This is a genomic window from Nostoc sp. T09, from assembly GCF_002154695.1.
Classification (GTDB): domain Bacteria; phylum Cyanobacteriota; class Cyanobacteriia; order Cyanobacteriales; family Nostocaceae; genus Aulosira.
The window spans coordinates 1-12,502 of record NZ_MTAV01000066.1 but is presented as its reverse complement, the minus strand read 5'-3'; the positions used below and the strand labels follow the sequence as shown (position 1 = coordinate 12,502).

The 12,502-nt window shown below is 41.4% G+C and carries 9 protein-coding genes and 1 pseudogene; 3 read left to right on the top strand and 7 right to left on the bottom strand.

Annotated features, from left to right (window positions below):
• Positions 1-107: 107 nt before the first annotated feature.
• The 7 genes from BV372_RS14995 to BV372_RS14965 all read right to left on the bottom strand — a co-directional run bounded on the left by BV372_RS14995 (position 108) and on the right by BV372_RS14965 (position 9,273).
• Positions 108-368 (bottom strand): hypothetical protein, encoded by a 261-nt coding sequence (locus BV372_RS14995; protein WP_086687300.1) that lies wholly within the window; start codon positions 366-368, stop codon positions 108-110.
• 79 nt (positions 369-447) lie between these two features.
• The gene (locus tag BV372_RS14990; RefSeq protein ID WP_086687299.1) at positions 448-825 is read right to left on the bottom strand and encodes a response regulator; all 378 of its coding nucleotides are present in this window, start codon (positions 823-825) and stop codon (positions 448-450) included.
• Positions 826-1,303: 478 nt separating this feature from the next.
• Positions 1,304-1,684 (bottom strand): response regulator, encoded by a 381-nt coding sequence (locus tag BV372_RS14985; protein WP_086687298.1) that lies wholly within the window; start codon positions 1,682-1,684, stop codon positions 1,304-1,306.
• Between the two features lie 13 nt (positions 1,685-1,697).
• Positions 1,698-3,560, bottom strand: a complete 1,863-nt coding sequence (locus BV372_RS14980) for a response regulator (RefSeq protein WP_086687297.1) — start codon at positions 3,558-3,560, stop codon at positions 1,698-1,700.
• A gap of 549 nt (positions 3,561-4,109) precedes the next feature.
• A complete protein-coding gene (locus tag BV372_RS14975) occupies positions 4,110-4,616 on the bottom strand; it encodes an RNA-binding protein (protein ID WP_086687296.1) in 507 nt (168 codons plus the stop codon).
• A 703-nt stretch (positions 4,617-5,319) separates the two neighbouring features.
• Positions 5,320-7,551 (bottom strand): M48 family metalloprotease, encoded by a 2,232-nt coding sequence (locus tag BV372_RS14970; protein WP_086687295.1) that lies wholly within the window; start codon positions 7,549-7,551, stop codon positions 5,320-5,322.
• A 93-nt stretch (positions 7,552-7,644) separates the two neighbouring features.
• On the bottom strand, positions 7,645-9,273 hold the full coding sequence (locus BV372_RS14965) for a peptide chain release factor 3 (protein ID WP_086687294.1): 1,629 nt from the start codon (positions 9,271-9,273) through the stop codon (positions 7,645-7,647).
• 171 nt (positions 9,274-9,444) lie between these two features.
• On the opposite strand from BV372_RS14965, the pseudogene BV372_RS14960 reads away from it, so the two are divergent.
• The 3 genes and pseudogenes from BV372_RS14960 to BV372_RS14945 all read left to right on the top strand — a co-directional run.
• Positions 9,445-9,675, top strand: a pseudogene (locus tag BV372_RS14960) (DUF4870 domain-containing protein); the annotation flags it as partial.
• Positions 9,676-10,128: 453 nt separating this feature from the next.
• Positions 10,129-11,109: a porphobilinogen synthase gene (hemB, locus tag BV372_RS14950; protein ID WP_086687291.1), complete on the top strand. Its 981-nt coding sequence runs from the start codon at positions 10,129-10,131 to the stop codon at positions 11,107-11,109.
• 533 nt (positions 11,110-11,642) lie between these two features.
• Entirely contained in the window at positions 11,643-11,936 is a 294-nt protein-coding gene (locus BV372_RS14945; RefSeq protein WP_086687290.1) for a DNA-binding transcriptional regulator, read from the top strand.
• Positions 11,937-12,502: the final 566 nt, after the last annotated feature.

Sequence of the window (12,502 nt, the reverse complement as noted above, 5' to 3'; positions counted from 1 at the left end):
CTAAGCCTCAAACCTAAGCATAAAGACTGTTTTACTTCTGAATTCTGAATTCTAACTCCTACATTCTGCTGTATGTTCTTACTTTCAGCTAAGATTAATAGATTTAACTAAAAAAACTCAGTTTTTGCACCATAATTATGAACGTTGAATTGGTATTCTAGCTTGTCGTTTTGCATAAGTTTCAGCCTCTGCCAAGCCATACTAATTCTTTCCTCTGCTTGTAATTCACTGATATTACCAGAATTGTATAATCTCCAAACGTATGCCGCATGGCGAAAAAAAGCAGATAAATAAGCTTGAAAAATTGCATTTCCTGCGCTGCTTTTATCATATTTATAGTTTTGATCAGGAATAAAACTTTCTTCCATATTTTTTAGTTATCCTATCTTATTGACTTGCTAATAATAAGTGTAAATTTAGCTTTAAATGCACTTCTCTGAAATGTAATTATTTCCAACCCATCATAGCTGCTACTTGTTCTGCCAGCTTCAAAGGATCAAAAGGTTTATTAATTACACCCACAATTCCCAACTCGGTATATTGGTTATGTGTGGTAGGTTCGACTTTGGCAGTGATTAACATTACCGGAATACTTTGAGTTACAGGATTATTTTTTAACTCTTGTAACACCGTAAATCCATCTATATCTGGCATCATTACATCAAGCAGAATGGCATTTAGCCTTTCAGTTTGGGCTTTGAGTAACCCTTCTCTACCGGATTCAGCCTTTAGCACTGTCCAATCAGCTAAGTTTTCCAAACAGGCCTGAATTACTGTGGCTAAAGATTTTTCGTCATCAATCAAAAGAATACGCTTGCTGGACATATAAAAATGCCAATTTTAAAGATCGAAATACTAGAGAGATAACGGTTCTTAACTAGACCTCTTGCAAAAATATATTTTTGCAAGAGGGGGGAAAGGGAAAAGGTTAAAGGGAAAGGGTTTTGAGTTCCTTTCCCCTTTTCCCCTTTCCCTTTTACCGACTTCTGCAAGAAGTCTACTGAGTACAAGACAGTTTTTTCTGCTAGGATAAGCTTTTTGCCCTCCTAAGACAGCCAAGATACATATCCCTCACAATATATGCTGTGTTTAATGCAATTAAGAACCGCTATATTGTTTTTTGCTGAGAAAGAAAGTCAAATAATCAGCCCAATTATTTCGTTATCTCCTATTTATTACGGTGTCTCAACTAACTAGTTATAAATTTAAAAGATAATTATGAGGAAATTCTGAGTATTTGTGGCTAATTCCTAAAAAATATAATTTCCATAACAGATAGCCAATAATGTACCCTAGGCTCGCTTTACAACTGCCACCCCAAAGTGCTTGCAACTAGTTCCGATAGACGCAAAGGGTCAAATGGTTTAGCAATTACCCCCGCGACTCCCAACAAGGAAAATTCATTTAAGTCTACTGTCTGTACTTTAGCGGTTAGTAAAATAACTGGAATTTCGCTAGTACTCGAATTATCTTGCAATCTCTGGAAAAGTGCCATTCCGTCTATATCTGGCATCATTACATCTAAGAGAATTGCATCGGGATGTTCAGTTTGAGCTAAAGCCAAGCCTTCACTACCAGACTGTGCCACCAAGACTTGCCAACGTCCGATATTTTCTAAACAGGCTTTAATTACTATACAGAGATTTTTTTCATCATCAATTACTAAGATACGTTTTGCGAGCATGGTATCAAACTGGCTATTGGTAATATTTATGTAATAATTTATTTCTAAGATGTGTCCGTTCTAACCTATTTAATATTCGGGCAACTAATTCTGGTTCGACAATTGGCTTCCTTATATAGTCATCGGCTCCGACAGCATAAACTTTATATAGTATTTCCGGTTCAAAATGAGCAGAGAGAAATAATATAGGTAAGCGACTCCAAAAGCGATCGCCACGTATTGCTTGGCATAGCTCTATACCATTAAAATATGGCATCTCAACATCTAAAATTAGCAGATCGGGTTTAATAGATTCCAATACTTCCCACAATTTTTGAGGCTCTTGTAATGGTATTACTTGCAGTCCCCAAGGCGATAGCAAAGTGCTAACCTGATGTAGCACTAAAGGATCGTCATCTACTACTAGAACTTTGGCATCGGTGGTAATTTGTTGGTTAAACACCATGTTGACTGCGGTTAGTACTTCAACAACAGACATAGTTTTGTTTAAAAAGCTGTGTGCGCCTAGACGTGCAGCTTCTACTCTGTTGTGCAGTTGATTGCTGTTAGTAAATACTAGGACGGGAATTTCAGGATGATTCTGTGTGAGTTCTGCCAGCAGTGTGAAACCATTCTCCTCTTGGTCAGGAAATGATAGCTCTAGTAAGATAACTTCGGGGGGATTTAGAGCCAGTTTAGTTCTCGCTGTTTTTGGATTTGCTGCTATCTCTACGTGAAAACCCCAGGATAGTGCTTCTAATTTAATACGTTCAGTCAGTGTAGTATCGTCGTCAACAATTAGCAGTTGTGTCGGTTGAGTTTGTGAGATGCTAGAGTTAGCAGGCGAACATGGCTGTTGCTGCAATGTTTGTTTTAACAATTTGACTAACTCCGCCAACTGTAAAGCCATACTTTGGTGAGGGCTGCTATGTTTGTTTAGCAACTGTTCTATTTCCCGCCCCACCTTAGAACCTTCCAAAAATCCGTAACACCCCAAAGAACCAGCTAGGCGATGAGCTTCTGCTTGTGCTTGTTTCAGTATACTTTTATCTGGATTTACACTTGATAATTGAGCGATCGCTTGTTCTAATAACTCAAACTTTTCTTGAAAACTCTTCTGAAACTCTTCCCGCATCTTTGCCACTACAGCCATAATCTTAGCTTCGGCTTGGCTTGTATCTGCTAATTCTGAACTATAAACTGTTTTCCCATTTGATTTCTTGGGTTCTTCTTTCAGGCGATAACCCAACCCATAAACTGTTTCGATCAAATCTGCGGTCATTCCCACAGCTTTTAGCTTCTGTCGTAAACCCTTAATGTGGGTTGTTACAGCCTCTTCCCCAGGAAACTCATCAGCAGACCAAATTCTATCTAGTAAGACACTTCTACTAAATATCCTACGGGGATTTTCTAGAAAAAGTTCTAATAGACCATACTCTTTAGGCGTAAGGTGCAGGCGCTTTCCTGCATACATAACTTCTTTGATATTGGTATCAAGCTCTAAGTTCTCCCAAACTAGCGCTTTTGCTAAAATAGCCTTTCCTCGCCGCATTAAGGCCCGAATTCTTGCTATTAGCTCTGATAACTCAAAAGGCTTGATAAGATAATCATCAGCGCCCGCCTCTAATCCAATGACGCGCACGCTAATGTCTTCCTTTGCAGTCAGCATCAGAATTGGCATTTGATATGCTTCCAAACGAATTTGGCGACAAAGACTAATCCCATCTAGTCTTGGAAGCATTACATCCAATATCAGCAGGTCATAATCAAATGCTTTGACTAACTCTAGTCCAGTCTGTCCATCGTTAGTAGTCTCAATCTGATAATTAAGTGTTGAAAGTGCTTCTATAAGCAGTGAAGTTATTTGTTTATCATCTTCTATTAAGAGAATTTTCACAGAATTTTCCCTGAAGCAAGTATTAATTTTTACAAATATTAAATTTAATTCTTAAAAACTTAAGTCTATCCAGGCAAAGTTTGCTTGTCTGCTAGGAATATTATTCCCTTTACCACAAAACTTTTAATGACTATTTATAACAATATAATTTTTATATCTATCAGGCGCGTCTACTCGGGATTAACAGTCACTCACCCTGTAGGAACCCCTCCAACGCACTGAACTACTATGCGGATTTCAAAAACCAAATAGCAAAAATCTTGTAGGAAGCATAACTTACAAATTGGCGATCACTTCCAAAAACCCCAAATCTGTCTTGGTAGGGTTGGGGATTTCCTCTGCTGTCACAACATAGTTCCAGCGAACAGAGGAATCTACTTTTTAAAGTATTAAACAAAAAACCAGAGTTTATACGGCAGAGTCTATTCTTGCCACAAAGACCTTACAACACTGAATTCCAGACTTTGGTATTCCAGCCCAATTGGAAATTAAAAATTAAAAATCAAAAAAAATCTGATTTTTAATTTTTAATCACACTCCCCTTGGAGATTAATTTGTAGTTTGTGCAGCTAGCATCTGCTTCAGCTTTTCTAATTCAGAAGCCCAACGGGGATCTGGACGAATAGCATCTGAGTCAGATGTTGTGGTATTGTCGCGTCCACCACTACTGCTACTACTACCACGCCGAGGCTTCTTAGAACTTTTCTCGCGACGGTTGCTTTCTTTATGGGTAACAGGGGCAGCAGTCCCGCCACCAGCATTCTGGGCCACTTTAGGAGCTTGCTCCTCACCCTCCTCACCTTTATTGCGAGGTAATGCCTTCTCTAGCTTGATCGGCGTGTCTTTGAACAACTGACCATTATACTTTTCAATAATTTGATCTGCTTGTTCATCATTATTGACCGTGAGAAAACCGAAGCCACGGCATTTGCCTGTTTTCCGGTCTTTAATTAGTTTTGTGGTGACAGCATCACCTTCGGCAGCAAAAACTGCTTGCAGTTCTTGACGATCTATTTCTTCTTTTGGCAAATTACCTATATATAGGCGAATGGACATGAACTATACCTCCAGAGTTGAATAAAAATAGCAAAGTGAGAAAACTATCGCTTGGCTTTGGCTACTACATAGATGCTATTGACCAAATTTGCCATAAACAAAATTTTTCGACTCAAAACTGTCAACCTATACAATACAATTTTTCGTCGGGATCAAGCTTGTTTAATACAAAAGCGTACACGACGCTTGATTACATACCACCTTAATTCTAAGAATTGTAAATTAATAGTTTACTAACTACTAAAGTAAACTTTTATTTTATGCCCCTGTTCGCAGAATAAAACACCATTCCTTACATTATCACGGTATTTTCTACGTAGCTAGTTCAGCGCATACATTTCTGGCAATATAGTTCAAGGAAATTGTAACATAAAATACATTTTTTTCTCAACCAGAGATATTGTGAAACAAAAACCAGCCAGTGGCTGGTTAGTTTACTGCTGTGTTGGGAGAATACAAGGATAGATCGGCGCAAGTGTTGGCTATCTATAACTGAGCTAGTGCGCTGAGTTCTGTAGATTAGGCTAGTTATGTAAATAAATGTAACACTTGCTCAGAGAAACTGCAATGTTTCTTTACATTTTTGGGCATTGGGCATTTGTTATTTCCCTGCGTCCCCGAGTCACCCTTCGGGTTCACCACTTTGCTTATGCCGGGAAACCCATGCACCGCAAGTGGCTCACCGCCTCTTTTTGCCTTTCCCTTAACCTCTCAAGAAAATGTAAGCTCCCCATGCCTGGGCTGCAACTGCCAAGACAGTAGACCAAATAGGATGAGCGCTGTTAATGGTTTTACCGTTTTGAGTTTGCAGCGATTGGATATCAATCCAAGGGGTTGCACCTCGCCGGAACCAACCAACAACAGTAATCTGCCGACCGATCCAGTCTTGAGGATTAATTGATTGTCCCAGCCAGGGAATGTGGTGCAATTTCACCAACCCAATATTAGATTGCAAAATTAAGTCTTGTGCTAGGCAGTTGCCAACACCTTGGCGGCCTAATAGCTTCCCAGCAAGGCAGACATTAATGCTGTCAATGGGGATAGCAGATGGATTAGCTAACAAGTTAGGCAGGCGATCGTCAGTTTGCACGTTAGCAGGTTGGATATCGGGAAAGAAGGCATTCATCCGAATGACCATACCGATACTAAAGCCAATCAGTAAGCAACCTGTAACAAACGACCAATCCTCATATATCCATTTCAGATTCAAAATTTTCAGTGCAAATCCCAACTGCCACACCAGCCAGATGAGACCCGCAAACAAAAAACCTAAGGGAATACCCAGCCAAGGAGCTATTTGTAAGAGAAAGGACTGATGGTTACCTCTCAAAGCTTGTTCGCTGGTAAGATGTAGTTCTGGTTCTAAATGCCAGTGACGAGCGATTTTGCAGAGGCGTTGGATGCGATCGCCAATCAAAGGATGACTGTTGTTGAGGGTAAACCAACGGCGATAAGGATTGAAATTTTCCCACATCAATAAAGATGTAAAGGGAATATGACCCGCCACACTACCCAAAGAGATACTCTGTTGATAGCTAACTGGTGCTAGGAGATTCAAGCTTTCTAAATGCCAACTAGTTTGTTCTTGTTTGGCAATATCAGCAGCAACACCAATAGTAATTTTTAGTAAGGCGCGAATTAGGGCATTAGGGTTGCCGGTAATTTCTGAGGCTGAGCGATCGCTATAATAAAGCCGCAACTTAGACAACCACAAAGCCGTACCAGTCAGCAAACCCCAAACCCCATAAGCGAGACTAGCTAAAATTATGGCAGGCCAACGCCAAAATCCTTGATATTTGCTGCCCCACTTTGATATGTGCTGATACAGCATGTAAACAGTCATTGTCACCAGCAATACCAGAGACATCACCACAAAATCCCTGTTTACAATCTGCCCGAACTGCATGGCGTAGATCGCGGCAATTTCATCATCTGCCAGCTGTTCTAATAGTCCCTGACTAACTACTATTCGGGCATTGCGGGCGAGATTACCATAAGTCAGCGCCATTGGGGCAGCGATTGGCAAAATTCGCAGTTTGGGAAACTGCCAACCTCTTTGTTGGCAAGAACGCTGTAGTACTCGAATGGCTTCGCGACTGTAGCCATTTAAAATATCTTTGGACAACTCTTGCTGCCCATAAAATTTTTTCAATAGCCAATCTAGTAACCAAGGTGACAGTGCCATTGCGATCGCCAATACCACGAATACAACCACAGTTGGATCGCGATATAAAAATTGCAATGGCTTTAGGTAAGGTAGCTTGACTAAAATCTGATTGGTTAAACTCATTGCTAGCCGGAGCATTTCCCGCATCACCCAAAATAGGGCGATGAATGTTCCTGCTGTCAGTAATTTTAAAGGTATTAAATTCAGCTTATGCAGGGGTTGCCAAACTTTAGCTCGTCCTGCATGACGCCAATAAATGTTGAATGATTTAGCTTGGGGGCGATTAACAGAGCCAATGAAACTACTTGGTCCAATAGGAGTTTCTAGATTTGGATTTTGGTAGCCACCTGCTGGTATGGTGGATGAAGTGCCAGTGGAGCTTGCGGCTTTCACCACTGTCTGTTTTGCCTGCTGTTTTGACTCAGCAGCATCCACATTGGAATTCTCAAAAGCGACAAATCCAGTTGCAGAATTTGAAGATGTGTTTTGACGTTTTTGGCGTTTTTTCAAATGTTCAAGAGCTCGTTCTGCCCACTCTTGAACTTGCGGATTTGGACTCTCAAGGAGATTTTGACACAGGGCGATCGCTTTTGAGACTTGTCCACTGCGTGCATAAGCCATCACTAAACCAACCCTGGCTTGCAAGCCAGCATTGTCATTTTTCTGATTGCTAGCAACAGGCTCTAACTGAGCGATCGCTGTTTGATAATTTCCCTGCTTGAGAGCAACTAAACCAGCCTCCAAAGACAAATCGGCATGTGAAGGCATAGAAATTCTGGCACTCCCATCTCTTCTAACTGATCCAAGTTTGCGCCAAAGCGCATGAATTTAGATACCCTAGCCAATCAATCGCGTCCGGAATTATCCCTCCACTGGTTGTTGACCGGAATATACTGGGGCGATCGTGCTTAACTTCAACTCTGGATGATCTCCCTGTAACTGTTGGCAATTCCATTCATTGCGGAATAGCAATACTGGGCGTCCCATGCTGTCTTTGACTGTGGTGGTATTGAATATACGTCCCACCTTATTCAAAGCTTCCCAACCGCCTTCTACCCAACGGGCGACGCTATAGGGCAGCAATTCTAGCAGGGTTTCCACACCATACTCATTTTGTAAGCGAAACTGCACTACCTCAAACTGCAACTGACCCACCGCCGCTAAAATTGGATCGCGTTTGGCTTCATCAGTTGAGTACATAATTTGCACTGCACCTTCTTCGCGCAATTCCGCTATGCCTTTTTGAAATTGCTTAAACTTAGAAGGGTTGGGGTTCCTCAGAGTCGCAAACAATTCTGGCGAAAAGTAGGGAATTCCTTCATATTCCAGCTTTTGCCCAGTGTAAATTGTATCGCCAATAGCAAAAACACCAGGATTGTTCAAACCAATCACATCGCCAGGATAAGCTTCATCAATCGATTCTCGCTCTTGAGCAAAGAGTTTTTGCGGGCGAGACAGACGGACAACTTTCCCGGTTCGGGCATGAGTCACCGTCATATCTTTTTCAAACTTACCCGTGCAGACGCGAATAAACGCCACGCGATCGCGGTGTTTCGGGTCCATGTTAGCCTGAAGTTTGAAAACAAACCCAGAAAACTCTGGGTAGGTAGGAGGAACTTCTCCGACGCTGCTATTGTGATTGCCTGGTTTCAGGGCATATTCCAAGAAGTAATTCAAGAATAGCTCTACCCCAAAGTTGGTCATGGCACTACCAAAGAACACTGGCGTCATTTTTCCTTGATGTACCAAATCTAGATCTAGTTCCGGTCCTACTCCTTCTAATAGTTCTAAGTCGTTTTTTAGTTGGTAGTAGAGATCCTGTTCTAGCATTTCCTCAATTCTGGCATCGCCCAAATCGACTATCGTATCTCTAGCTTCTTTGCTACCGTGGGCGCTACGTTCAAATAGGTGGATCTGTTGTCGATCTCGGTCAAACACACCTTTAAAGCGATCGCCCATGCCAATGGGCCAGTTGACTGCATAGGTCTGCAATCCCAATTCTTGCTCGATCTCGTCCAACAATTCCAGAGGCTCCCTTCCTGGACGGTCGAGTTTATTAACAAATGTAAAAATAGGAATCCCGCGTAACTTACAAACTTCAAATAATTTGCGAGTTTGAGGTTCTAAGCCTTTTGCCACATCAATCAGCATCACTGCATTATCTGCTGCGGCAAGAGTGCGATAAGTATCTTCACTAAAGTCTTGGTGTCCAGGGGTATCTAACAAATTTACCTGACAACCTTGGTAAGCAAATTGTAATACTGTGGAAGTAATGGAAATACCCCGCTGTTGTTCCATTGCCATCCAGTCAGAGGTAGCCTTTCGCTGGGCTCGACGTGCCTTGACTGCCCCAGCTTCGTGAATTGCGCCTCCGTATAATAGGAGCTTTTCAGTGAGTGTCGTTTTCCCCGCGTCAGGGTGAGAAATAATCGCAAAGTTGCGACGAAGTTCAACTGCTTTTTGAATATCTGACTGAAGTTCAGTTGACATAAGTGTATTTGTTTGCCTGCTATTTAACTTAACTTAATTTTTTTCTGGTTTGGTAAGTCTTTTAATCTTAAAACAAGGGCGCACGCGATCGGGTTGTAAGATCGCTAACTAGCACAAAGTAATAAGCGATAGCAATTTAGGACACAGACCAGCCAAAACACTCAGCTTCTATCTTTAGGCTTCCCTATAATCCAATTATTTGTAACAGATGAGTCTGTAGTCAAAGAAAATGCCAAAGAATCTATTAATTTCGACTTTAATGTATACCTTTATGGAACAATAGATTGCAGCAGTGCTATGGCTGACTTTGTATTTACTGTTCCCCTGCGAGTTATCGGGTATCTACTACATCAAGAGCTAACTATTGCGGCCATTGCCCTGGTAATTAGCAACTTAGATTAACTATGCCGTTATGTGTTCGGTTTCCGCGTCTTTTAACGTCAATAATGGTAATTGGTAACTAATAATTTTTGCAGGGTAATTGAAAATTGTTTGAGTTGAGAAACAAACTTTATCGATTACTCATTACCCAATTTGTTTAATTACAGCAGAATTCAGGAGTTAGAATTCAGAAGTAAAACAGTCTTTATGCTTGGGTTTGAGGCTTAGGATCTGTACTTCACTAACTTGAAATTCGCTGTAATTTTAGGGGATTTTTAATCTTGTTTTTTTGCAGTACGTCGAAGAGATGTCTGCCACGCTGTACAATACGAAATTGCCCCACAGCTTCATCAACAGTAGGGCAAAGGACAGTTAAGCACTGCTGGTAGTCTGTCCTAACTGAGTAAGGTTTTTCCTTGCTTTTGTGACGCTTTATATTGTGTCCATTTGCGTTGTAATTCTTCATAAAACTTTATGTTTCCAACTCACCGCCCTCGCCGTCTGCGTACCCATCCCCAACTGCGCCGGATGGTACGTGAAACTCTTTTATCTACTAATGATTTGATTTACCCACTGTTTGCAGTACCAGGCGAGGGAATTGCTCATGAAGTGAAATCTATGCCTGGTGTTTACCAACTTTCGGTAGACAAAATTGTTGAAGAGGCAAAAGAAGTTTATGACCTAGGAATTCCCGCCATCATTCTGTTTGGTATTCCCGCAGATAAAGATGTCGATGCTACTGGTGCTTGGCATGATTGTGGGATTGTACAAAAAGCAGCTACTGCGGTGAAGGAAACAGTACCAGATTTAATTGTCGTGGCTGATACTTGTCTGTGTGAATACACAAGTCATGGTCACTGCGGCTACTTGCAAGTTGGTGATTTAACGGGAAGGGTATTAAATGACCCCACTCTAGAATTACTGAAAAAAACAGCAGTTTCCCAAGCCAAAGCTGGTGCTGATATTATTGCGCCTTCCGGAATGATGGATGGGTTTGTGCAAGCAATTCGTGCGGGTTTGGATGAAGCGGGATTCCAAGATACACCGATTTTGTCCTATGCTGCTAAGTATGCTTCGGCTTATTATGGTCCATTCCGGGATGCTGCCGATTCAACCCCGCAATTTGGCGATCGCAGAACTTACCAAATGGACCCAGGTAACGCCCGCGAAGCGATTAAAGAAATTGAACTAGATATCGCTGAAGGCGCTGATATGCTGATGGTGAAGCCAGCCTTGGCATATATGGACATCATTTGGCGCGTTAAGGAAGCCAGCAACCTTCCCGTTGCCGCCTATAATGTTTCGGGTGAGTATGCCATGATCAAAGCTGCTGCTCTCAATGGCTGGATTGATGAACAGCGTGTGGTCATGGAAACTTTAACTGGATTTAAACGCGCTGGCGCAGACTTGATTTTGACCTACCATGCCAAAGACGCAGCACGTTGGTTGCGTTAAGCTACACAACTCAGGGTAAGAGCGATCGCTATCTAGAAATCTCACGTACAGATACAAAGGCGCAAACTGGATTGAGTGTCTTCGTATCTGGGCGTGGGATTCTTGTTTGCATAAATTTATATGTTTTTTAGTCTCATTAAGTCTCAATCTTCAGGGGCTAGTAAAACTCTTTCTGACGCAAATTAACTACCAGACTCAAATAATTAATTTGAGAATAGTCAGCAAAAATGTCTAAACAAATAATTTGGGTAAAATGTATTTCTCAAAGTTTTATCGAGATGCACAGTAAAACTAGAGTATTTACATAGAATTACCACATTTAACATTACTATTAGGCACAAGTAAGCACGGACTTTTGTTGTTTTGAACGCAGGTTGTGTACGGGATAGTACACAAATATAAAGTTGCCTCGTTTGCCAGAGGGGGAGGCGATCGCTTATAAAAGAATATAGTTAATATACTGTTGACAGTTGATATTAAAGTGTCAATCGATTTAATAAACACAATATAAGTTTTTCAAGGGAGCATGGAATATGGATATGCAAGTCCTGAGAGAACGTGCTGGTCTTAGCCGTGCAGAGGTTGCCTTCAGGCTTGCAATCAGTGAAACCAGTGTTCGCAACTGGGAAGCTGGGCGTACAGAACCCACAATGACACCAAAAAAATATTTAGATGCTTTGCGTCTATTTAAATGCACACCTGAAGAATTGGCAGCAGCTAGCGAAAAGTCAATTAATCAGCGGCATAAACGCAAACCAGGCAGACCTAAACGCTTTCCAGATAATCCCGTAGTAACTCAAGTAACTGATTCGCCAGTTTGTAGCTAATTAGAGTTTGAAGCAGAGGTTCAAGCTGATGGCTGTGGTTTACTCTAGTGATGGCAGTTCCTGCGTTACTATTGCTTGACGTGCAGTGATGTTAATTTCATGGTTTTTGAAACTGGGGGAGGAAGAATTTTGATCATCGTCTTCGCTCTTACTGATTGGATAATTTAATTTCTGGAAGTCCCTAATACCGCTGCCGAGTAAGTCAAAAGTCAAAAGAATTATATTTCGGACTTTTGCGCCATTTTAAATGGTCTGTTTCTCTTAAGTAGTCGTGCAAAATTAAATATACATTTGTCATTGCGTTGGCGGAACGCCTTCTTGAAGAATACGGAACGAAGTGAAGTGAAGCAATCGCAAGAATTTTGTGGGAAAAGCGGTATCACAGTACAGGTTTTGCTAATACACATAAGAGTACTCCAAGTAAAAAAATGCCCAATTGTCATTGCGAGCGAAACGGAGTGTAGCGTTCGCGTAGCGTCTCGCAGAGAAGCAATCTCAAACTCTGTAATAGACCTCTTGCAAAAGTGGTTTTTGCAAGAGGTGGGAAAAGGGAAAAGGTTAAAGGG

Coding starts and splice junctions, on each gene's coding strand:
- BV372_RS14945 (WP_086687290.1), top strand. CDS start 11,643: ATGGATATGCAAGTCCTGAGAGAACGTGCTGGTCTTAGCCGTGCAGAG.
- BV372_RS14975 (WP_086687296.1), bottom strand. CDS start 4,616: ATGTCCATTCGCCTATATATAGGTAATTTGCCAAAAGAAGAAATAGAT.
- BV372_RS14970 (WP_086687295.1), bottom strand. CDS start 7,551: ATGCCTTCACATGCCGATTTGTCTTTGGAGGCTGGTTTAGTTGCTCTC.
- BV372_RS14985 (WP_086687298.1), bottom strand. CDS start 1,684: ATGCTCGCAAAACGTATCTTAGTAATTGATGATGAAAAAAATCTCTGT.
- hemB (WP_086687291.1), top strand. CDS start 10,129: ATGTTTCCAACTCACCGCCCTCGCCGTCTGCGTACCCATCCCCAACTG.
- BV372_RS14965 (WP_086687294.1), bottom strand. CDS start 9,273: ATGTCAACTGAACTTCAGTCAGATATTCAAAAAGCAGTTGAACTTCGT.
- BV372_RS14990 (WP_086687299.1), bottom strand. CDS start 825: ATGTCCAGCAAGCGTATTCTTTTGATTGATGACGAAAAATCTTTAGCC.
- BV372_RS14995 (WP_086687300.1), bottom strand. CDS start 368: ATGGAAGAAAGTTTTATTCCTGATCAAAACTATAAATATGATAAAAGC.